Annotated in this window: 24 protein-coding genes; 9 read left to right on the plus strand and 15 right to left on the minus strand. The window is 37.3% G+C overall.

Features of this window, described 5'->3' with window-relative positions; translation table 11 throughout:
• Positions 1 to 104 precede the first annotated feature (104 nt).
• Positions 105 to 1,061, plus strand: coding sequence for an MBL fold metallo-hydrolase (locus V7097_RS01975; RefSeq protein ID WP_335701902.1), 957 nt, complete (start codon positions 105 to 107; stop codon positions 1,059 to 1,061).
• A 30-nt stretch (positions 1,062 to 1,091) separates the two neighbouring features.
• Here the strand turns inward: V7097_RS01975 and V7097_RS01980 are convergent, their stop codons facing one another.
• The gene (locus V7097_RS01980) at positions 1,092 to 1,733 is read right to left on the minus strand and encodes a DUF3993 domain-containing protein (protein ID WP_335701903.1); all 642 of its coding nucleotides are present in this window, start codon (positions 1,731 to 1,733) and stop codon (positions 1,092 to 1,094) included.
• Positions 1,734 to 1,968: 235 nt separating this feature from the next.
• Complete coding sequence (fadH, locus tag V7097_RS01985) at positions 1,969 to 2,733, minus strand: 2,4-dienoyl-CoA reductase (RefSeq protein WP_335701904.1); 765 nt, start codon at positions 2,731 to 2,733, stop codon at positions 1,969 to 1,971.
• Positions 2,734 to 3,194: 461 nt separating this feature from the next.
• Here fadH and V7097_RS01990 point away from each other — a divergent pair, with 461 nt between their 5' ends.
• Positions 3,195 to 4,058 carry a metallophosphoesterase gene (locus V7097_RS01990; protein ID WP_335701905.1) on the plus strand — a complete coding sequence of 288 codons (864 nt, stop codon included), beginning with the start codon at positions 3,195 to 3,197 and terminating at the stop codon, positions 4,056 to 4,058.
• A 36-nt stretch (positions 4,059 to 4,094) separates the two neighbouring features.
• Here the strand turns inward: V7097_RS01990 and V7097_RS01995 are convergent, their stop codons facing one another.
• Complete coding sequence (locus V7097_RS01995; protein WP_335701906.1) at positions 4,095 to 5,825, minus strand: EAL domain-containing protein; 1,731 nt, start codon at positions 5,823 to 5,825, stop codon at positions 4,095 to 4,097.
• Positions 5,826 to 6,006: 181 nt separating this feature from the next.
• Here V7097_RS01995 and V7097_RS02000 point away from each other — a divergent pair, with 181 nt between their 5' ends.
• A complete protein-coding gene (locus tag V7097_RS02000) occupies positions 6,007 to 6,474 on the plus strand; it encodes a YkyB family protein (RefSeq protein WP_335701907.1) in 468 nt (155 codons plus the stop codon).
• A 36-nt stretch (positions 6,475 to 6,510) separates the two neighbouring features.
• Here V7097_RS02000 and V7097_RS02005 read toward each other — a convergent pair whose 3' ends face one another.
• Together V7097_RS02005 and V7097_RS02010 are read right to left on the minus strand one after the other, a co-directional pair.
• Positions 6,511 to 7,161 (minus strand): glycoside hydrolase domain-containing protein, encoded by a 651-nt coding sequence (locus V7097_RS02005; RefSeq protein WP_335701908.1) that lies wholly within the window; start codon positions 7,159 to 7,161, stop codon positions 6,511 to 6,513.
• 27 nt (positions 7,162 to 7,188) lie between these two features.
• Positions 7,189 to 8,457: a sialidase gene (locus V7097_RS02010; protein ID WP_335701909.1), complete on the minus strand. Its 1,269-nt coding sequence runs from the start codon at positions 8,455 to 8,457 to the stop codon at positions 7,189 to 7,191.
• Between the two features lie 295 nt (positions 8,458 to 8,752).
• On the opposite strand from V7097_RS02010, the gene V7097_RS02015 reads away from it, so the two are divergent.
• Complete coding sequence (locus tag V7097_RS02015; RefSeq protein WP_335701910.1) at positions 8,753 to 8,989, plus strand: IDEAL domain-containing protein; 237 nt, start codon at positions 8,753 to 8,755, stop codon at positions 8,987 to 8,989.
• A 62-nt stretch (positions 8,990 to 9,051) separates the two neighbouring features.
• Here the strand turns inward: V7097_RS02015 and V7097_RS02020 are convergent, their stop codons facing one another.
• The 3 genes from V7097_RS02020 to V7097_RS02030 form a co-directional block, all read right to left on the minus strand.
• A complete protein-coding gene (locus tag V7097_RS02020) occupies positions 9,052 to 10,908 on the minus strand; it encodes a PAS domain S-box protein (RefSeq protein ID WP_335701911.1) in 1,857 nt (618 codons plus the stop codon).
• A 270-nt stretch (positions 10,909 to 11,178) separates the two neighbouring features.
• Positions 11,179 to 11,361: a hypothetical protein gene (locus V7097_RS02025; protein ID WP_010282879.1), complete on the minus strand. Its 183-nt coding sequence runs from the start codon at positions 11,359 to 11,361 to the stop codon at positions 11,179 to 11,181.
• Positions 11,362 to 11,553: 192 nt separating this feature from the next.
• A complete protein-coding gene (locus V7097_RS02030; protein WP_335701912.1) occupies positions 11,554 to 12,441 on the minus strand; it encodes an NAD(P)-dependent oxidoreductase in 888 nt (295 codons plus the stop codon).
• Positions 12,442 to 12,592: 151 nt separating this feature from the next.
• Between V7097_RS02030 and V7097_RS02035 the strand changes: the two genes are divergently transcribed.
• Both V7097_RS02035 and V7097_RS02040 read left to right on the plus strand, forming a co-directional pair.
• A complete protein-coding gene (locus V7097_RS02035; protein ID WP_335701913.1) occupies positions 12,593 to 12,694 on the plus strand; it encodes a YjcZ family sporulation protein in 102 nt (33 codons plus the stop codon).
• Between the two features lie 50 nt (positions 12,695 to 12,744).
• Positions 12,745 to 12,879: a YjcZ family sporulation protein gene (locus V7097_RS02040; protein WP_335701914.1), complete on the plus strand. Its 135-nt coding sequence runs from the start codon at positions 12,745 to 12,747 to the stop codon at positions 12,877 to 12,879.
• A gap of 304 nt (positions 12,880 to 13,183) precedes the next feature.
• Here V7097_RS02040 and V7097_RS02045 read toward each other — a convergent pair whose 3' ends face one another.
• Positions 13,184 to 13,396: a hypothetical protein gene (locus V7097_RS02045; protein ID WP_335701915.1), complete on the minus strand. Its 213-nt coding sequence runs from the start codon at positions 13,394 to 13,396 to the stop codon at positions 13,184 to 13,186.
• Positions 13,397 to 13,502: 106 nt separating this feature from the next.
• Between V7097_RS02045 and V7097_RS02050 the strand changes: the two genes are divergently transcribed.
• Together V7097_RS02050 and V7097_RS02055 are read left to right on the plus strand one after the other, a co-directional pair.
• A complete protein-coding gene (locus tag V7097_RS02050; protein ID WP_335701916.1) occupies positions 13,503 to 13,700 on the plus strand; it encodes a DUF5370 family protein in 198 nt (65 codons plus the stop codon).
• A gap of 55 nt (positions 13,701 to 13,755) precedes the next feature.
• The gene (locus tag V7097_RS02055; RefSeq protein WP_335701917.1) at positions 13,756 to 14,427 is read left to right on the plus strand and encodes a GNAT family N-acetyltransferase; all 672 of its coding nucleotides are present in this window, start codon (positions 13,756 to 13,758) and stop codon (positions 14,425 to 14,427) included.
• A 26-nt stretch (positions 14,428 to 14,453) separates the two neighbouring features.
• Here the strand turns inward: V7097_RS02055 and ptsP are convergent, their stop codons facing one another.
• Both ptsP and V7097_RS02065 read right to left on the minus strand, forming a co-directional pair.
• The gene (gene ptsP / locus V7097_RS02060; RefSeq protein WP_335701918.1) at positions 14,454 to 16,172 is read right to left on the minus strand and encodes a phosphoenolpyruvate--protein phosphotransferase; all 1,719 of its coding nucleotides are present in this window, start codon (positions 16,170 to 16,172) and stop codon (positions 14,454 to 14,456) included.
• Positions 16,172 to 16,438, minus strand: coding sequence for a phosphocarrier protein HPr (locus V7097_RS02065; protein WP_335701919.1), 267 nt, complete (start codon positions 16,436 to 16,438; stop codon positions 16,172 to 16,174). The genes ptsP and V7097_RS02065 overlap by 1 nt, the downstream gene beginning before the upstream one ends.
• A 508-nt stretch (positions 16,439 to 16,946) precedes the next feature.
• On the opposite strand from V7097_RS02065, the gene V7097_RS02070 reads away from it, so the two are divergent.
• Positions 16,947 to 17,744 carry an HAD family hydrolase gene (locus V7097_RS02070; RefSeq protein ID WP_335701920.1) on the plus strand — a complete coding sequence of 266 codons (798 nt, stop codon included), beginning with the start codon at positions 16,947 to 16,949 and terminating at the stop codon, positions 17,742 to 17,744.
• A gap of 42 nt (positions 17,745 to 17,786) precedes the next feature.
• Here V7097_RS02070 and V7097_RS02075 read toward each other — a convergent pair whose 3' ends face one another.
• The 4 genes from V7097_RS02075 to V7097_RS02090 form a co-directional block, all read right to left on the minus strand.
• Entirely contained in the window at positions 17,787 to 19,004 is a 1,218-nt protein-coding gene (locus tag V7097_RS02075; RefSeq protein WP_335701921.1) for a DUF4129 domain-containing protein, read from the minus strand.
• The gene (locus tag V7097_RS02080; RefSeq protein ID WP_335701922.1) at positions 18,994 to 20,184 is read right to left on the minus strand and encodes a DUF58 domain-containing protein; all 1,191 of its coding nucleotides are present in this window, start codon (positions 20,182 to 20,184) and stop codon (positions 18,994 to 18,996) included. Before V7097_RS02080 ends, V7097_RS02075 begins: the two co-directional genes overlap by 11 nt.
• A complete protein-coding gene (locus V7097_RS02085; RefSeq protein ID WP_335701923.1) occupies positions 20,184 to 21,134 on the minus strand; it encodes an AAA family ATPase in 951 nt (316 codons plus the stop codon). The genes V7097_RS02080 and V7097_RS02085 overlap by 1 nt, the downstream gene beginning before the upstream one ends.
• 117 nt (positions 21,135 to 21,251) lie before the next feature.
• Entirely contained in the window at positions 21,252 to 22,511 is a 1,260-nt protein-coding gene (locus V7097_RS02090) for an ATP-binding protein (RefSeq protein WP_335701924.1), read from the minus strand.
• Positions 22,512 to 22,672: the final 161 nt, after the last annotated feature.

Consider the following 22,672-nt stretch of genomic DNA (forward strand, 5'->3'; position numbering starts at 1 on the left):
ACGGAGCAATATTATCAGAATATTGTATTCAATACCTTTACATAACTACTATGTAACAATACAATAAAATTAGCCATGAAACAATAAAAAATTGGGAGGAAAGCATGTCAAATCTCACAAAACTAAATGAGCGAATATTTTTAATTGATGCACATGATTTGGGAAGAAAAGCACGAACTGGTTCTTACATAATTTTAGAAGAAAAAATTACGATTGTCGAAACAAGTGCAAGTCCGTCCATTCCATACATTTTAGAAGGATTAAAAGAACTTGAGATTCATCCAAATGATGTTGAGTATATAATCGTAACTCATATACATTTAGACCATGCTGGAGGTGCTGGACTCTTGCTTCAGCATTGTCCAAATGCAAAGGTGGTTGTTCATCCGAAAGGAGCTAGGCATTTAGCTGACCCAAGCCGCTTAATCGCAGGTGCAAGAGCAGTCTATGGTGAGGACTTTGATTCATTATTTGATCCGATTTTACCCATCCCAGAGGAAAAACTAATTATTAAAGAAGATCAATCAGAGCTTACGATTGGTCCAACTTGTACACTTGTTTTTTATGATTCACCAGGGCACGCTAATCATCACTTTAGTATTTATGATCCTGTCAGCAACGGTATTTTTACTGGTGACTCAATCGGTGTTTATTATCACGAGCTCGTAAAAGATCAAATTGATCTCTTTTTGCCTTCAACCTCACCCAATCAATTCCGGCCTGATGCAATGCTTGAAACTGCCGAAAAAATAATAAAGATACAAGTTTCAACTATTTATTTTGGTCATTATGGGATGACATCGAATGTGAATGAGGTATATAAGCAGCTCTCATTTTGGTTACCTATCTTTGTGAATGCGGGGAAACAGTCGTTTGCAGAACATCCGACATCAAGTCCAGATGAGCACAAAGATATGATCAAGGAACTGATTTTAAAAGAGGTTGAATCCTACCTTGATGAACGCGATGTGCCAAGGAATCATGATGTTTACGAAATAATTGAAATTGACCTTGATATATGTGCGATGGGAATTGTTGATTCGATGCTTAAAGTAAAATAGAAATCCCATTGGGATTTCTATTTTCATGTATTAAAAGATCTTGTTAAAGAAGCCCGCTTGTAACGGGGTGCGATTATCCATTTCAAGCAATGAATAAATTGTCGTTTTAAACAGGTTCCATGTTAAAAATGCAAGATCCGTTTTAGATATTTCCTTTTGCCCGGTATCCTCTTTTACAGAAGGAGGCTCATCTTCCATGGCTAAATCAGTGATCATCCAATTTGAGTTTATTTTTTCAAGTGTGATTATTTCATAATGATCTTTATAAGAAACTGGTCCTGATTCGGGAGTTTTAAATAATTCATAGACAAAAATTTTATTTTCTCCCTGATCAAATAAAATCTTCGTTTTATCTGTATAGGAATAAAACGGAACAAAGTATAGGGCAAAATCCGAACCATATACAATATACCCCTCTTCTTCCTTCATCAAATTCTCCTCTAAAAAGGTTGCTGCATAGTCCTCATAAAAATAAGGGGCGAGGATTTGCTGAACCTCATCATAGGTACGAAATTCTAATGTCAGTGAAGATTGTGCCTGAAAGGCTTCTTGCAGAAGTGTAAACACTTCCTCCTTTGTTAGTGGTTGATTAGATGATGCTATAGCCGTAGGAACTGAAACAAGTCCGATAAAACAAATGACAATGAGTAGTAGTACGATTCGCTTGCTCAAAATATCATCCTCTCCTTGCTAGACTGGCATTGTACAAGTACCCTCATTTTAACAATATCTAAGTTTCAGATGGACATGAATCGTTCGTTAAATAATTGCAGATTTTGACACAATATACGTTATACAAACAATTAATTCAAAAATCCACCGAAAAAAAGAAAGAATTTTGGCAAGGATTATTCCCATAATTAAAGAAAGACCACAATTAGTGGACCTTCTCTTGATTATTAAACTATTAAAATGGATGCTGATTAAGCCATTGACCTCCATCCATTGTAATGCATTCCCCATTCACGTAGGCTGCACGGTCAGATAACAGAAAATAGGCGAGTTCTGCGATTTCTTCAGGTGTTCCTAATCGTCCTAACGGCACACTACCAAGAGTTCGTTTTGCGGCTTCTTCGGATTCCCAAAGTTTTTCCGCTCCTCCTGTACGCTCGATCGGGCCTGGTGCAATCGCATTGACGCGAATTCCATATTTACTTCCCCATTCAACAGCAAGCGTACGAGTCATGGATAACACACCCGCTTTTGCTGCGGCTGAATGAATGACCCCAGCACCAGCACCCCAAGCATATGTAGCAACCATATTAATGATACTGCCTTTGATTTTCTTTTCAATCCAATATTTTCCTACTGCGGAACTGCAATAAAATGTTCCATTTAACACAATGTTGATGACGGCATTCCAACCATTTACAGATAATTTCTCGGCTGGACAAATAAAGTTCCCTGCAGCATTGTTAACAAGATAATCAATGCGACCAAATGCTTCATCGGTCATTTTAACCATATGTAGAGCATGCTCTGGCTCTCTCACATCCATTTGAACAATAAGAACTTGGTCTGGAAAGGTTTCAATTTTCTTTTTCGTCTCTTCCAATTTTTCAAGAGTCCGGCCAGTGATGACAACATGCGCCCCAGCACTTGCAAACCTCTTTGCCATATACTTCCCCATACCACTTGATGCCCCTGTGACAATTACAACTTTCCCCTTCATCTAATCTCCCCCTTATCAAATGCGCCTTGGCGTATTTGCGCCCGATTTTTTTCGAGCAAGCTCGAAAAGTTTCCTTTGAAAAATCGAGGCATCCGCCGGAGGCTTTAACTTTATTCAGACGAGGTTTGAACTCCACACTTAATTAGATTCTCATTTCATTTATCCAACTCATAAAAATAGGTGAATACTGAATAAAGTTAAAATGAATGATCATTCACTTTTATTATATCATAATCAAATACGCCAAGGCGTATTTGCGTCCAGATTTTTCGAGCATGCTCGAAACATTTCCTTTAAAAATCGCATGTCTCCGCCGGAGGCTTAAATTTATTCAGTAGAAGTCTATTACTACTACTGAATAAATTTAACAACTGTAATACATATTTAAAAATTATTTGAATATGAATATGCTACACTAGTACATGACTTCAAATGATTTAATAGATAGGTTGGCGGTTAAGATGTCTAAAAAATATACAAGACGAACATTTATAAAACGGGCATTTGCTACTACTTCAACAGCTATTATCGCGGCTTCTTTCGGGTATTGGTATGCCCGTTATTTGGAGCCAAAACAGCTTGAAGTTTCAAGGCACGAAATTCGGCATCCTATCATTCCCAAAAAATTCAACAATGTAAAGATTGTCCAATTTAGTGATACACATGTTGGACATCATTTTACATTGGAACAGCTGGAAAAAATTGTCGATAAAATAAATACTCTAAAACCCGACCTTCTGTTTTTTACAGGTGATTTAATGGATGAGCCTAATAAATACGCAGGAACAAACCACCTTATTCCAATTCTTGAAAGATTAGAAGCACCACTAGGGAAATTCGCAATTTATGGAAACCATGACCATGGAGGCTATGGTTCGGAAATATATAAAAAGCTGATGAATCAAACTGGGTTTACACTTTTAATGAATACCTCGAAGGAAATTTACGTAGAGGATTCTAAAATCACAATTGTCGGACTCGATGATGTCATGCTTGGCCGCCCTAATTTTGAACAAGCTTTTAAAGAGGTTGATACCACTAGTTTTAATATACTGCTTGCACATGAGCCAGATATTGCCGACCGTGCAGAAGAAGTAGGAGCGCATGTGCAATTATCGGGACATAGTCATGGTGGACAAATACAGCTTCCATTTTTCGGCCCACTAATTACCCCTCCGCTTGGCAGCATTTACTATGAGGGAGCTCATCATATTGGTCCTAATAAAATGTTCCTATATGTCAATCGTGGCCTCGGAACAACAAGATTGCCTCTACGTTTTTTAGCAAAACCAGAAGTATCAATTTTTACATTAATTTCCACATAAAAAAGAGGATGTCGCACTGGCATCCTCTTTTATCATCTACATATTTTTTAAATAATGTTCAATCATTTCACTTTCCGGAATTGGCTTACTAAAGAAATAGCCTTGTACCTTGTGACAACCCATAATCTTGAAAAATTCTACCTGTTGTTCCTCTTCAACACCCTCTGCAATAACAGATAGACCAAGGCTTTGTGCTAAGTGAATTATCGTTGTTGTAATTGCAGCATCCTTCTCATCACGCAGCACATCCTTTACAAAGGACTGGTCAATTTTCAGTGTATCTATCGGAAGTTTTTTAATATAGCTTAAGGAGGAATAACCTGTCCCAAAGTCGTCAACGGATATACGAACGCCGATCTCCTTTAATTTTGAGAGAGTTTGTAACGTGCTCTTCGGGTCCTGCATAGCCCCTTCTGTAAGCTCAAATTCAAGACTTCCTGGATATATTTGGTTTTGTTCGATATTTTGTTGAATAATTTTCACTAATTCAGGCTGCTGGAATTGCTTCGGTGACAAATTGATCGAAATAGAAACAGGTCCATACCCGTCCTCTTTCCACTGCTTTAGTTTTCGGCATACGGTCTGAATAATCCATTCTCCAATCGCTAGAATAAGCCCGGTATCCTCCGCAATTGGGATAAATTCAGCAGGTGACACGAACCCGAGAACCGGATGCTTCCACCTTAAGAGCGCCTCAAAGCTTGTGACTTTATCTGTACTTAGGTCCAACTGTGGTTGGTAATAGATTTCGAGTTCATTTTTCTCGATCGCTTTTCTAAGACCTGTCTCTAGATTCATCAAGTGTGAAGTATGTTTTTGTAAATCAGTACTATAATATTGATAAAGCGATCTACCTAATTCCTTTGCACGATAAAGGGCAGTATCAGCATTCTTTATTAACGTATTGCCATCACTTCCATCTGTTGGAAAAATACTAATTCCGATGCTAGCTGAAATAAAAAATTCTTTTTTTTCTAATAGGAAAGGCTTTTCAAAAGCCCGGTTCACGCTTTGTGCGAATTCCTCAGAAAGCTCTCTTGACGTGTTTGGTAGGATCACAATGAATTCGTCCCCACCTTGCCGGAACACTTTAAAGCTCTTTTGACTTATTGATGCTAACCTATATCCAACTTCTTTTAAAAGATGATCTCCAGCAACATGCCCCATAGAATCATTAAAAAATTTAAAACGGTCAAGATCAATAAACATTAATGCTAGATTTTGGTTATTAATTTCTGCTTCTTCTACTGCGGTATCTAAGTCCTTTTTTAGCGAACTGCGATTCGGCAGCCCTGTAAGCTGATCATGATAAGCCATATAGGTTATCATTTCTTTATCAGCAACTCTCGCAGATATATCACGCGTAACACTTACGATAAAAGTAATATTGCCCTTATCATCAAAAATTGGTGTTAAAATGGATTCTCCGTGAACGACTCTCTTGTTAGCTAAAATGACAACATCCTGAAATGAGACCGGTTCTTTTTTCTCCATGACAGACTTGTATTGTTCGTCCAAATGGGTTGCTGTATCAAAAGGCAATACTTCATAAAGTGTTTTCCCAAGACTAGCACTAGTCAATTTCGCATGCCCCTTGGCTACTTCATTTAAGAAAACATAAGAAAAGCTTCCATTCTCTTTTACTTTCATGACGTATATTAAATCCTTAATGTGCTTAAGGATAATTTCAAAAATGATTCCTTCAATTTTATCATCAAAACGGCTAAATTTATCATCTTTTAGGATGACATTGTTCATTCTGTTCATGATACCATTCCCTATTACTAGTAATATCTAAATCTTTCTACATTTAACGACAAAAAACCTTTTTTTCTTTAGAATTTTTTCAATATATCTATTGCGAATTTCTATGAATCGGATACATGCTAGATGAATTTGTAAAAATTCACTACTAACAGTATAATAAAAGATAGAAAGGAGAGAAAGTATGAAAAAACAGGTAAATCAAACCCCGCTTGAACCAAATGTGGACAACCTAGCTCGTGCCATCTTTGTTGTGAACCGACATGCTAAAACAGCGACAAACCCTAAATTTTTATATTTGCTTAAACGAAAAGCATTAGAAAAGCTTATCTCAGAAGGAAAAGCTAAAAAAGAAGGACTTCATTTTTCCAGAAATCCGAAAAATAGTCAACAGCAATCCGATGTCTTAATTTCAGCCGGAGATTATTATTTTCACATGCCTCCTACAAAAGAAGACTTCTCTCGCCTACCACACCTTGGAAAGTTGAATCAGACATATCGCAATCCAAAAACCTATCTATCACTTTCTCTAGCTAAAAGCCTTCTACAGCAATACGTTGGAATTGAAGAACAAACGGAGAATACTCATCGTCCAAACAAACGAACCTACCAAAAACCCGTATTCAAAAAACTAGGAGAAAGTTATCGTTGATTCAATAAAAAAAACCAGGTGTATGCACCTGGTTTTTTAATATAAGTAATTTAAGGTGCGTTGGTCGGCTAAGTTTGTATCAATATGATAGTCTTTCGAATCTCTTCCATATTGCCATACCCACACATTTGCTTTACTTTTAGGTGAATGCGGTCGAAAGATAGGTGCATTTCGTTCCCTCGTCACCCCAGGTTCTGGCTCTGCACTCCATAATAATGTTTGTATCGCCACCTGGTTATTTTTTCGAACAGCCTCACTATAAGCATTGGAAAAATCACCTTCGATTGGGTCAGAGTAAATTCCAGGACGATAACCAGTTGGGGAAATTGTCTCCACCCACCCGCGAATCCACGCTTCATCTACAGCAAAAAAGCGTTCGATATTTGCAAATAAGGCTACATTATTTGGAATACCTAGACGTCTTGCATTAAATACAGCATTTCGTGCAGCAAGCTGCCCTTTTTCATAGCCAGTCTCATCAGAAAAAACATAATAAATGGGCAAAACCTTTATACCTCGATTTCGTAAAAATGAAATTTCTACTTTAGTTAGGCCCTGTGATACATTTGGAACTTCACTTAAATATCTGCCCCAGAATTTTGGGTTTCCTAATTTACTTTTCACGGATGTATATAATTCCTCATCGACGGTTGCCGCCGAATCCACTCCCCACACATATCTTGGCATATTTACAACTCCTTACTGTATGGCAAATTACGCTAACCATTTATGGATTAATTGATTGTCTTCTCCTCTAGCAAATACATCAATTCGATTGCGACTCCAAGAGGCTGAGGATGGCTCTGAGGATAATGTACCACCAAGATCCTCCCATTCACTCCAACTACTTCCGTCCCAATTTTTTAAATACAGATGATTATCTGTTCCTTTTACGAAAACATCTAGATTATTAGATTCTCTTGAAGATGCAGTTGGACTTGAGGTTAGTTGGCCGCCAAGGTCCTCCCAATTACTCCAGTTCGAGCCATTCCAATATTTATGATAAAGAGCCCGATTTTCTCCACGAGTAAAGACATCAATTCGGTTGGGCCCCCATGAAACTGCCCCAGGTGCTGACGTAAGAACACCGCCTAAGTCTTCCCAAACACTCCAGCGTTCCCCATCCCAATATTTATGATAAAGATGGCGATCCGTACCTCTTCCAAATACATCTAGTCGATTCTCCGACCATGTTGCAACTGCAGGGGATGACGAGAGCATTCCGCCTAAATCCTCCCAATCACTCCAAACTGAGCCGTTCCAATATTTATGGATTAAATGATTATTGTCACCGCGTGCAAAAACATCTACTCTTCCGGGCCCCCATGATACGGCAGCAGGTGATGACGTTAGAGATCCACCGAGATTCTCCCAATCTGTCCATTTTGATCCATCCCACATCCGGTGGGAGAGGACCCGATTTCTTCCTCGAACATAGACATCTAATTGGTTTATTCCAGGCACTATAACAGATGGTCCCGATGTTAGATAGCCGCCAAGGTCCTCCCGCTCGCTCCAATTCTTTTCAGGCGAGTAACCTATATTTTCATAGGTTAGTCGAATTATCGCCTTAAATATCCTTTCAATTACCCGATCTGGAATCCGATAAGGGGACAGTACGGCAAAAATCCAATTTGCTTGATTTCGAAAAGCCCGATAGGTCTGATTAACCTTTTGATCTAGAGAACCTGAAAATTGATTTTGTGTCATAAGTGTAAACATGACAAGCTGCATCGCAATATATTGCGATATTCTTCGGTTGACATTAAACTCTGCTAATTCATCACAGTGGGGTTTTAGATTTTTCCGTACTTCTTTCCACACATTTTGAAATTCCTCTGTTTGTCTCATTTGATTTTCATATGAGTAAGGATTTATATAATAAGCTTGTTGGTAGCCATTACCGGGATAATATGGGTAATAATATTGTGGAACTGCTCGGTTATATGGAATCATTTGATAACCACCATATGGTTGATTCATAGCAGGTACCTCCCTTTTGTAAAAAGTCCTCATATCATACTATGATGTTAGATAGGAAAGTAACCCATTTTTTCATATTCACACCATCTTATCTCAACGTTTACCAATCCTTCTAAGTTCTGACATATCTAAATTTTCTAAAAAATACTTTACTTTTTACTGTTTTCCCTTCATAATAGAAAGACAACTAGACGATGCAATTATTTTCCTAAAATAGCATGTTTCTAGTGGCGCTTATAAGGTAAAAGAAGTTTTATTTACAAATAAGCGAAAAATTAAAAGGAGTGATTAAGTAATGGACCATTTTAACAAGGAGCAAAAAAATGAAGTAGTTGTTATTCCTCAAACGCCTGATGAAGAAATGTATGAGAAGGTAGCAGAAATGGTTCTCATCCAATCACAGGCCTCCTTTAAAAAAGAACAATTACTAAAACAAATTGACCAATCACTAATTGCCCGAGATGAAACATTATTTATGGAGCTTTCAAAACAATATAATATGTTACTGTCCCAACATAATTTTTTACAATAACCAATTGGCTAGTGCAAGATGCACTAGCCTTTTCATTTAAAAAACGATGCAGCCCTTAAGTGCTACACCGTTTCGTTTATCCGTGGAAGTATTATTTCGAAGGTTGTACCCTCATTTTCCTTGCTATCCACCCTAATTTCTCCGTTATGGTTTTCGATAATATTATAGCTTACCATCAGCCCAAGTCCTGTTCCCTTTTCCTTTGTTGTATAAAAAGGTTCCCCTATTCGGTCAAGGATAGATTCGGGAATTCCACAACCCTCATCAATAAATAAAATATAGATGGAATCGTTTGTAACCATTGTGCGAATAATGAGTGTTCCACCATTTTCCATCGCATCTATAGAATTCTTGATGAGATTAATGAAGACTTGCTTAATCTGATTTTCATCACAAGTAATGATCGAATCTTCGTTCACAAAATCAATATTAATTTGAATATTTTGGAGGATTGCCTGTGTTTCAAGTAATGTCACAACATCGCGTAAAATAATCCTGATATCCTTATTTTTGAAATTAATTTCTGACGGCTTTGCCAGTAATAAAAGCTCACTTAATATTAATTCAATTCGATTTAATTCAGAAAAAATAATGTCAAAATAATTCTGTTTCCCTTGGAATTCATCATTAAATAATTGTAAAAACCCTTTTATAGCGGTTAACGGATTTCTAATTTCATGGGCAATTCCTGCCGCAAGCTGTCCAGCAATGGATAGTTTTTCAGACTTAATCATTAATTCCTCTGCTTTTATTCGGTCAGAAATGTCACGAATGATGACTTGAACCGCTGCTTCACCGAAATAGGTTGTCGGTATTCCGATTAATTCTGTGAAAATTTGCTTTCCTTGGAATGTATACCATGATTGTTTACTGAAATTAACTTCCTTCTTTTTTTCATTTACAATTTCGATGAAGTCCCTTACTTGATCATGATTTTCTGGATGAAGAAAGGTATAAACATTTTTCCCTAACATCTCTGTATAGCTGTTAGCCCCAAACATTTTTACACCTGAGTCATTGATAAACACCCAATTATTTTGATAAATCACAGCAATGGTATCAATGGAATTTTGGATAATTCGTTGATAACGTTCACGACTTCTATGGATGATATCGTGGAATGACTTTCTTGAAGAGATATCATGCAAGACTATATACTCATATATCTCATCGTGGATATAAATTGGAACTTCCTTCACTTCAACATAGATTTTTTCGTTGTTCTGTTTCTTCCATTTTTGTTCGATAATGCCTAATCGAAATCCACTTTGGAGCTGTTCAATTCGTTTAGCTACCACCTCGTGGAATTCTTCGTCTATAAAAGAATAAATAGCATTCCCGATTACCTCATTTGGATGTTGAATTTCTAATAAGGAAGCTGCTTCCCTATTCAAATAAACAATTTGACCTAACTTTGCGATGACAATTGGAAATGGAGCTTCGTCTATTAGAATCGGTGCCTCTACTAACCTAGTATATGTGAGATTCTCATCCGGAATAAGCGACGATATTAAAGTATTAGGGCTATTTTCCTCAGTAATGCGGTAATTTGTGGGCTCCACTAGCACCCTCATTTTTAATAGGATTTCTTCATATTCACAAGACGAGGAGTTATAGATAGGTTCAACAATTGTTTCGAACCAGATGATATCATGATTTGTTTTCAACAGTCTTAATGCACATGCAGATTGTTGTTCTTTATTGAAAAAATAACTTTCAAGCATGAAACGGTCATCTTTATGTATGATATTTTTAATCGAAGTATCCATCAACATGTCTTGTGTGTAGCCTAAGATGTCTTTACAGTTACTTGAAATATAAAGAATTTGACCATTTTTAGTCACTGTTAATACGAGGTTAACAGATGATGCTATTGCTGATACATGTTCCTGAGCACTTTGCTGATTTCCTGTTTTCATATATTGAACCCCCCCTCCCACTAATCGCTTGTTTTGAACGTTATGGTCGATTTTTATATGATTTTCGATATATTTTATATATAAATGGTTGTTGTAACCATTTTTTTACTATACTATTACATTAATTTAGGGGCCAACTCATATCCATAGGTAGAAAGACCTGTTTTATTGCAATTATAAAGAAAATTCGGCAAAATTTCGAGTAATTTTCGACAAATAACGAAAATAAAAATCCAGGTCATCGGGAACCTGGATTTTATCGTTTGTTCGTTATAGTCCGCCTTCATACTTCCCATCGTTTTTAGAGGCTTTTTCTTTTTTGGCTTTTTTCTTATGTGCTTTGTTAGCTGCAGCACTGCCAAACTCTTTCCCGAATTCAGTATCCGTTACAGCCGAATCAAAGCCTTTTTTGTTTTTTTGTTCAGGATCATTCTTTTTATTACGTTTTGCCATTCTTGAGTGCACCCCCTTAGAGAATATCATCATTAATTTTCTTCTCTAAGGGGATTTCTATACAAAAATAGGCAAGTGGGTGAAACGATTTATGGAGTCCAAATTTATTTATGGCCAATATATGAAAAATACGGTCATAAATGAATTTTATGGCTAATTGCGAATTGGTGGACGTGGGACCCACCCACCTCTTTATTCCCAGAGCTTGTAGATGGCTTGTGTGCCGCTGTTTTCTTCGCCTTTTTCGGCTAGTTCTTCGTACATTTTTTTTGCAAGTTCAAGGCCAGGTGTTTCCATTCCCATGGCATTTGCTTCTTCTAGTGCAATTCCCATATCTTTAATGAAGTGTTTGATGAAGAAACCAGGTTCGAAATTGCCCGCAATCATTCGGGGAGCAAGATTGCTTAACGACCAACTTCCGGCAGCACCTGTTGAAATACTTTTTAATACGGTTTCAGGATTAAGCCCTGATTTTTTCGCGTAAACCATTGCTTCAGCAACACCAATCATATTTGATGCAATTGCAATTTGATTACACATTTTTGTGTGTTGTCCAGAACCAGCTTGACCTTGGTATACGATGTTTTGTCCCATTATCTCGAGGAGTGGCTTGCATGCATCAAACACCTCTTGATCGCCACCAACCATGATGGCTAATCGCGCTTCTTTTGCACCAACATCTCCACCAGAAACGGGCGCATCTAAGGAATACATCCCATGGAGTTTTGCCTCTTGATAAATGTTAATTGCTAAAGAAGGTGTTGATGTTGTCATATCTATAAAACAAGTTCCTTCTTTTGCATGTGCTAAAAGCCCATTATCACTGAGGTAAATATCCTTTACATCATGTGGATATCCCACCATCGTAATGATGACATTCGCTTCTTCAGCGACTTCACCTACAGATTTTTTCCAAACTGCACCTTGTGCGACAAGGTCTGCCGCTTTTTCTTTCGTACGTGTATAAACAAGAACCTTATATCCTTTTGAAAGAATATGGCCTGCCATGCTTTTTCCCATGACACCTGTTCCAATAAAGCCTACTACGGTGTTTTCATTTAAGATATTTGTATGTAACATTACTGATTCCCCCTCGTTTTTTAGTTTAATCATATCATATTTTAAAGTCTGCAAGCCTTTTCAAAAAAAATTAGGAAAATTGGGGATTTGTACCTTACGAAACCTGTGTGTTTGCCATAGGATATAACAAATAGATATGGAGGTGTTCTAGATGAGTGGAGTAAAAGACGGAGGACATGGAGCAGGCTTTGCTTTGATTGTCGTATTGTTCATTCTATTGATCATTGTTGGAGCTGCTTTTGTTTGTTGCTAATTCTTAAAATCAGTTAAAGATTAATTATAAAAAAGAAAGGGAGATGTATGATGGGTTACTGCGGATGCGGTGGAGGATTTGGTTACGGAGGCTACGGTTACGGTGGCTTTGGATATCGCGGAAGCTTCGTGTTGATTGTTGTATTATTCATTCTTCTAATCATCGTTGGAGCTTCTTGGTTCTAAAAAACAAATGCACAAACGCCTTGATATGGAATATCGACTAACTACTGCCACGTCCTGTGGCAAACGTCGATGTCAGCACTTCCTCGAAAATGCTATGCATTTTCTTCGTGCGATGAATATGCTCCCGAAGCCTTTCTTGTCCTGTGCAAGTCCGACCAGCACAAGACTTTCCGACTAGAAGGTTGCTCTTTGACCTTCTTGACAGAACGGCTTGTGACCTCGAGGGGCTAGGCGCTTTTGCTAGACGTAATAACCATTTAAACGATGAAAAGCCAGCAACTTAACGGTTGTTGGCTTTTTCATGTTATTCTCCATCAAACATATTCTGAAACTTCTTCATTTCCTCATCAACCTTGGGCTTCATATTATAAGGATTTTTCGGCTGTACCATGTTTTCGGGATTTACATCAGACCTTATCCCGATTTTATCCCCTGTCATATTTGCATTGATAATTCCTTCATATCTTCCATCGAAATGTGGGTCTCTTTCATGATGATCGCGATCATTATCTGGCATCGTTAATACCTCCTCATCATTAAATTGGCGTGTTTTAAGAAATATATGTACATTTTCCCCAACAAAAAGGAACAATAAAAACAACATATTTGAAGGAGAGATTAAAATGGGTGCGATTGACCGAGAAGGCTATCGGTTTGAGACAGAGTATAGCGTGATTAATCAAAACGGAGCAATCCATGTTTATCATGATGGTGATTTTATCAAGGAACTCCCCTTCTCTTTTACGGGAGAACAGCCCGAACCAGCATTAATTGAAGAGATTGTCGATTCATTTTTTGAAAACAACCAAAAATATGAATAATTTTCCTTTTCACCCACAAAAATGTAGCGTAAAATGTGGATGGGAGGTGAGTGGCTTGTTTCGAAAAGAAATCTATGTGTTCGAAGAAAATAAACCTAAAAAATGCGTGATTCGAAATTATCAAGAAACTGATTTTGATGCCTTAATTCAAGTTCAAAAGGAGAGCTTTCCCCCACCATTCCCTTCTGATTTATGGTGGAATCAAGAACAATTACATAATCATGTGCGCGTTTTTCCTGAAGGTGCCCTTTGCGTTGAAATCGATGGAAAAATATGTGGGTCAATGACCGGGTTAATTGTTCAATTTGACCCAAGTCATCCCGAGCATACATGGGAGGAAATCACAGACAGTGGCTATATCCGAAATCATGATGCTGACGGAAATACACTTTATATTGTTGATATTTGTATTAGCCCAGCATTTCGAAAATATGGTCTTGGCAAATGGTTGATGCAGTCAATGTATGAGGTTGTCGTTCAGTTAAATCTGGAGCGATTATTAGGAGGAGGACGAATGTCTGGGTATTCAAAGCACGCAGCAGACATGAGTGCCGTGAGCTATTTTGAAAAAGTCATGGCGGGTGAACTTAAGGACCCAGTGATTACCTTTCTTCTCCGATGTGGACGTACACCGGTCCAGTTGATTGAAAACTACCTTGAAGATGAAGAATCCTGTAATTATGGATTATTAATGGAATGGAAAAACCCATTTAAAAAACGAGTCTAGCTTTTTAGCCAGACTCGTTATTTCATTTAGTTCATATAGTTAGCTTTAATAAACTCAACAACTTCTTCAGTTGTGCTCATAGATAGAATCTTTTCTTTATTTTTTGCAATTTCTGCTTTTGAAAGTTTTTTAATTTGAGTACGTGCTGGTAAAATAGATGTCGCACTCATGCTGAATTCGTCTAGTCCAAGTCCTAGGAGAATTGGAATCGCAATCGTGTCACCGGCCATTTCTCCACACATTCCTGCCCACTTGCCTTCTTTATGTGCTGCTTCAATAACCATTGAAACAAGGCGCAGGATAGAAGGTGAATATGGCTGATAAAGATAAGACACACGCTCATTCATACGGTCAGCAGCCATTGTATACTGAATTAAATCATTAGTTCCAATACTGAAGAAGTCGACTTCTTTAGCAAATTGATCAGCTAATACAGCAGTTGATGGAATTTCAACCATGATTCCAATCTCAATGGATTCTGAGACCACAGTTCCATTTGCCACAAGCTTTTCTTTTTCTTCGAGTAAAATCGCTTTTGCTTGTCTAAACTCATCAAGTGTAGCAATCATAGGGAACATAATCTTTAAGTTTCCAAATGTGCTTGCACGAAGTAAAGCGCGTAGCTGTGTACGGAAAATATCCTGTTCCTCTAAGCAAAGACGAATCGCTCTAAAGCCAAGGAACGGATTTAGTTCTTTCGGTAGATTTAAGTATGGAAGCTCTTTATCTCCACCAATGTCTAGTGTACGTACGACAACGGGTTTGCCTTCCATTTTTTCAAGAACTGTTTTATAGGCTTCAAATTGCTCATCTTCAGTTGGAAGCTGGTCGCGACCCATGTATAAGAATTCTGTACGGTATAGTCCGATTGCTTCTCCGCCATTTTCAAGAACACCCTTTACATCTTCTGGAGTTCCAATATTAGCTGCGAGCTCAACATGCTCTCCGTCACTTGTAACAGTTTTTTCATTTTTCAATTTAGCCCATTCGGTTTTTTGTGCCTCATATTGCTCTTTCTTTTGACGGTACTGAGCTAACACCTCTTCAGAAGGATCAACAATGACATCGCCATCAAGTCCATCAACAATCACCATAATACCATTTTGAATATTTGAGGTAACAGCCTTTGTTCCAACGACAGCTGGAATTTCCATTGATCTTGCCATGATTGCTGAGTGAGATGTACGTCCACCAATATCAGTGGTGAAGCCTTTTACATATTTACGATTTAACTGAGCTGTGTCTGAAGGAGTTAAGTCTTCCGCGATAATAATCACTTCTTCAGAAATCAAACTCGGATTTGAGATCGTAACTCCTAGTAAATGAGAAAGAACTCGCTTTGTAACATCACGAATATCAGCAGCACGTTCTGCCATATATTCATTGTCCATTCCTTCAAACATTGTAATGAACATGCTTGCAACTTCATGCAACGCAAATTCAGCATTTATACCTTCAGAGTTGATTTTATCTTTAATCGGATTAAGAAGCTCTGGATCACTTAGCACGAGAAGATGAGCGGAAAAGATTGCTGCTTTGTCTTCACCAAGCTCTTCATTAGCACGATTTTTAATTACTTCTAATTCATCTTTTGACTGATTAACTGCATCTTCAAAACGCTTAATTTCAGCATCTTTATCACTGATTGTTTGTTTCTCAACCGTTAAATCAGGATGCTCTAAGCGATAGCTTTTTGCAATTGCAATACCTGCAGAAGCAGCAATACCTTTAATCATATTAGACATTATTCACCAAGTCCTTCATTAGCCATAATTTCCGTTAGGCTTGCGATTGCTTCTGCTTCGTCAGAGCCTTGGGCAACGATTTTCACTTCTGCACCTTGTCCAATTCCTAAAGACATAACGCCCATAATGGATTTAAGGTTAACAGACTTCCCGTTGAATTCTATTTGAATATCTGAATTAAATTTACTAGCAGCCTGTACTAATACGGTAGCCGGACGCGCATGAATTCCTGATTCACTTGTAACTTTAAATGTTTTTTCAGCCATGATTATTTCCCCTTTTCAATTATTTGAATCAAAATGATTACTTTTAGTATTTGTTCGTTTTCGATAGATATGTAAAGAAAGAGCTACATGTTCCATATCTAAATCGCAAAAATAAAAAGGCATGAGAAAGACAATAAAACACTATGGAGAGGATACTAAACCTTTCCTCATAGCTTTTACTATTTCTTTACTCATGCCTGATCGAATCAGTAACACGTAATGCGAAATATATGTAAAATTAATAACAAATCTATTATTATGCTCTTGACTTTACAATCTAACCACTAACAAATGTGAGTATAGCATAGGGATTAGACATTTTTCAACAAAAAGGCCTAAAATCCGAACGAAATGAAAATTGAGAATCTTTTTCATTTACAAAATTTATTATTTGAATGTATTATTATTTACAAAATCAAAACCTTATAGATACCAGTCCTAAACGATTTTCATGTATAATAAACGAATATTGTATTTAATTTACATACTAAATTTGGAGGTGTTTTCATTGATAAAACTGATTGTAAGTGATTTAGATGGAACACTATTACAGGAAAATAATACAGTAAGACCCGAGGACGCCAATGCCTTAAATCAGGCGCTACAGGAAGGACTTCAAATCAGCATTGCTACGGGTAGAATGGATACTGAAATTAAAGAGGTATTAAAATCAATTGGACAAAAGTTTCATCGAATTAGCCAAAATGGCGCTTTTGCTTCAACCATTGATGAGAGGTTTATTTTTTCTCGTACCTTCACTACAGAAATAGCGGATCTCATTTATAAAAAAGTATTAGACCCGAAATTCGTAACGATTGTTAGCAGTTTTGATACCAATTTCACACACGAAAACAATCAGTACGTGGAAGAAATTCAAAAAAGATTGTTCCATCCAATCATTATTGACTCAGAAATCGGTTCGAAATTTAGCGAAGTCAAACCATCAAAGATTTCATTGATGGGCTTTGAAAATGATATTTTCGATACTCATGAAAAACTGTCAAATGAATTTAAGGATGAGATTGATCTATACATCTCTGAAAAACACGTCTTAGACATTATGCCAAAGCAAATCAGTAAGGGAAATGCGATTAAAAAGCTTCTGGATGAACTTTCTTTAACACACGAGGAAATTGCGTGCATAGGGGACTCTTTTAACGATATCCCCATGTTCCAATTAACTCCGTATAGCTTTGTGATGTCAACAGCACACGAAGATGTAAAAGAGGAAGCGAATTACGTCGTTGAATCTGTTGCTGAAGCAGTTGAATTGATTCTAAAAGAAAATAGTAAACAATTCGTTTGATTAAAATAATAAGAAGAACCTGAAAATTGCCAGGTTCTTCTTTTATTTCTGCTTTTTTAAGCTTTTCACTTTTGCTTTTATTTGCCTCACCATTTCCTCACAAGCAACGTTTTCATCAGAGCTTAATTCTTCTTCCCCATATCTTACTCTTTCATAGAGTTCTACAAGACGAAAATCAAGAAAATGATTTCTACTTAGCCATTCTGTCACACTTTCATGATGGTAGCGACCTAGACCACGCTGAGCAGAAAGCACCTCTAATTCAAGGATAAGTCTCCTAACCTTTGCTTGTGGGGCTTGTCTTTTCGGTCTTCTCCATTTTGTAGAAGGTGCATGGATCTCTTCAGTAACTGTTGCATATTGATAGACATCCCCAACTACTGCGACTTCCTTTACAAACCTCTTTCTAGCTAAAAAGAATAGGATTACTGCTAAAACAATAGCCCCTAGAATCGCTAAATAAAACCAGTTATCAGAACTTCCAATCATCCCTAAAAAGGGATTTTTATTATCGGTGTCCTCCATGTTCAAGGCTCCGACATTTTCTCCACTCGAGCCTCTAAACGAATCAATATCTTCGACGGCATTAAAAAGTGGCCTTGAAACCCAATAAAGACTAGTTCCTATAATTGATGACACAAAGGCCAATCCCTTAACAAAAAGTATTGGAAAAATAACCGAAACACCAATTGCCCCTACAAATAGCCCACTAAATAAACCTACTACAGACCAGGAGTTGTTTTTAGTGGCGACATTTTTCATAATTAGTGAACTCGTACTTACACTGTTTAAGATCTTCCCAATCATGAAGAAAATCAACCCAGTCACTAGTAAATACAACACGAGATCACTATAGATATATCCTTGGACTTTTGCCGCAAAATAAATAAGTCCACCAAAAAGTAAGCTCCCATTTAAAACAAAAGCCTCTGTTAGTTTTGGATTTTTATGAAAATGAACAATTATTCTGTAACAAACGATAGCCCCAATAACTAGACTCTGCCCGAATGGCAGTCCTATCTCACTGCTAACAAGGGCAAGCAATGGTACAACTAACATAATAAATACATAAGGTGTATTTGATTTCATTAGCGATAACAAGAACGCAATCACGCAAGCCCCAACACCTGTAAGAAACAGAAATGGTAAAATTGGCGGTAGCTGTTCAGTGTGAATATAAAGCAACATTAACAAAATATAGAGAAGGATGACTTCCATTACATATTGGTACGACTTAAGTAAAGATTGACTAAATCGCATGGGAATTCCCCCTCTTCACCGAAAAGGAAGCTTTGTGTAAATAGATCGCATCCTCATTTTCAATAACTTTAAAACAATCGATACCTTTTCTTGCGAAACTTCTTAAAATCAATTGCTCATTTTCTTCAATCTCACCTAACACAATCACATAAGGTGAAAGCTGCTGTTGTCTTTCAATAGCATGGATCATGTAATGAAACGGAATCGTAACACTATGTTTACTTAGTCTCGCAATCAATTCGAGAGCTTTCGCTAAATGCTCCTTCCCCTTTCCAAGAGGTAGATGGATAAATGGCGTTTTACCTGCCCTTCTCACATTGACAAAAACCTCGAACGGAATATTTTTTACGGTTGCTGATTCTAGCAAATACGTTAACCCACTTAAATATTGCTCTAGTTTTCGTTCACGGACATTGATGATAATCGTCCATGAAAACTGAGCCGTTTTATCAAAAAGCTTTGTTTGTAATTGATTGGTACGAGCGCTCGCCTTCCAATGGACGCGGTTAAAAGAATCCGTTGGTACATAACCCCTCGTCCCGACAATCGCAGTCATATCTTCAAAAAATGAACTCCGGATGGGGTACTCTCCTTGATTTTTCGGGACGATTTTTTCAATTCCTCCTACCGTTTCTGGTGAAGAATAAATGATCGTCTCAAAGCTAACCGGCTTCATATATTTGAGATAAGCCTCACCAAAGCCAAATAAATGTGGGATTCTTAACTCGATAGTACGGATTTTCGCAACTCCCCTTTGCTTCCCTTCAAATGGTAGCCTTGTCGTATGAGCTTGTCTCGCGAATAGAGTAAGTGGTAGCGTTAGTTCAATCTGTTCAGTTTCTAATACTTTTCTTTCATTCTTAAATCCTACTACATGATCAATCGTCATCCGGATGTGACCATTAAAGATTGGTAATAACCCTTCTTGACGTAAAGCAAGCGAAAAATCACTTTCTTCACCTTTAAAGAGTCTAACAGTTTCCTTATCAACTGAAACGATGATTTTATTTCCAACGTGCTTTAAATAATATTTGTTAAGGATGACAAATAAAAGAAAAAGCACCCCAACAAACACAAGCAAAAACACCTGTGAAACTATCCCAACTAATATAAATGCGGAAGAAAGAAATATCATATATGACATTTCATTTCCAATCGATATTTGTCGCTGCCAATTCATTATTTCACAGCTCCAGCTTCAACCGGAACAGTTACCGATGAAAGTAGCTCCTGAACAATTTGGCGATTCGTCTTCTTCAATGATCCCTCCATCGTTAGCACAAGGCGGTGTGAAATCACATATGGAGCCATAAACTTAATATCCTCTGGAGTTACAAACATACGTCCTTCTAAATACGCCTTACCTTGGGCTGCCTTCATCAATGCTAGCGTACCCCTTGGGCTCACCCCAACCTCAACATCTGAATGCTTCCTACTGGCATGAACGATTCGTAATAGATATTCCTCAACCTCAACGGAGAGTCTTACTTGCCCGACTTCTGCTTGCATTGCTTGTATTTCTTCTTTTGTAAGTACATCAAAAATTTCCTCAATAGGATTGTTTTGTCGATACGTTCTCATGATTTGCTTTTCCTCTTCAAAGCTTGGGTAGCCAAGATCAATTTGCACAAAGAAACGGTCCATTTGTGCCTCTGGAAGCGGAAAAGTTCCCTGTTGTGATTCGATTGGGTTTTGCGTTGCAATTACGACAAATGGTGAAGGTAGTTTTAATGTTTCGCCATCAATCGTTACCTGGCGTTCCTCCATTACCTCTAGTAAACTTGATTGAGTCCTTGGAGTCGCACGGTTAATTTCATCAGCTAACAAGATATTAGTCATAACCGGACCTGGACGAAGCTGGAATTCTTGCTCCTTCGGGTTAAAAAATTGAATCCCGGTAATATCACTTGGTAGCACATCTGGTGTAAATTGAATACGCTTAAAATCTCCACTAATAGATTTCGCAAAGCTCTTTGCTAGCATTGTTTTTCCTGTACCAGGAACACTTTCTAGTAAAATATGACCTTTATTAATAAGGGAATTTAGTACTAATTCTATTGTCTCATCCTTTCCGATGATGACTTTCCCAATATTCTCTTTAATTTTAATTACATTCTCTTTTGCAGACATAATCGTCCCCCATTTATCAAATTATGTAATTCTATGACAATTTAAATTTATCAAAAATATGAGTATTTTCCAACATAATTCTTTCAAATGGAAAAAAGGAGAGTTTTTAGCTCTCCCTTAGTGATGTCTAACTGGCAAAGTGATGGTTACTTTCGTTCCTAGCCCGACCTTGCTCATAATTTTAAATGTTCCTTTATGGTCTTGAATAATCTTGTTACTCATTGTAAGACCAAGTCCCATTCCTTTTTCTTTTAATGTAAAAAATGGCTCTCCTATCTTTCGAAGTCTTTCTTTCGGAATGCCGATTCCAGTGTCAATTACTTCAATTTTGACTTTGTCACCCGCAACATCCGTACGAATTTTTGTTTTACCACCATTAGGCATTGCATCCATAGAATTTTTGATGACATTGACAAATACCTGAATGAGTTCATTCTTATCCCCATAAAGAATCGCTTCTGCAGCGTGATTCTCAACGATTACTTCGACATTATAAAGGATTGCTTCGTGTGAAGTGAGCTTAATGACATAATCAATGAGTTCTTTAACTAAAAATTCCTTTAAAATTTTACTTTGCGGTTTTGAAAAAACGAGTAACTCACTGACGATTTGATTTATGCGATCAAGCTCAGAAAGGATAATATCTGATATTTGTGAGGTTGCCTCGCTTTTTTCCTTTTGAAGTTGAACAAAGCCTTTAATGGTTGTAAGTGGATTTCGAATTTCATGAGCAATTCCAGCAGCCAATTCTCCAACGACAGAGAGTTTCTCCCTTCTAAGGGCAAGCTCTTCAGCGGCCTTTACATTTGATATATCCCTTCCAATTGTGACAAGACCCGATCTTTTTCCATCTTCGAATAAAGGTACTCGTATGACATCAAAGGTTCTCTGTTCTCCACTTGGAATCGTGATCGTTTGTTCAGTTCGAGTCTTCTTAGTCTTTTTCCATGTTTCTTCATCCAATTGGACATTTTTAATCAAATATTCTTCATATTCTGGATACATCTTCGCAATTTCAAAATCGGTTTTATTTTTAATCATATCCGAATTGAGGTTGTAAAGTTCTTTTGCATACCGATTGATCCGTATCCACCTGCCTTCTCCGTCTTTAAAACAGACGAAGTCAGGCATTGCATTGATTAGTGTCGTCAGCTCATTTTGCTCATCTAATGCTTGAATATAAGCATCATTTTTCTTAATGATAAGATGGATAAGGACGGTTGTAAAAATGACAAAAACGAGTCCTTTTCCAATCTGAAAAAAAGTATCATTCACAGATGGAAATACATCGATGACATATTCAGAAAACGTAATCCAAAACAGGCTTGCCAAAAAATAGATGAGCCACAATCTCTTTTTAAAAACTACTTTAAACAAACAAGCACCCCGTTACGATTTGACAAATAGTATAATTTGATGTATAGTAATCATTTGCTCCCTTAAAACTTTAAACATAATTTTTTATATAGATAAAGTAAGTAAGTTCGTTTTATCTTTTACATTTGAGAAAGACTTATTCAAACTGGACCGGCTTCGGA

It is taken from the genome of Bacillus sp. JJ1562 (assembly GCF_036962705.1).
Taxonomy (GTDB): Bacteria; Bacillota; Bacilli; order Bacillales; family Bacillaceae_L; genus Ferdinandcohnia.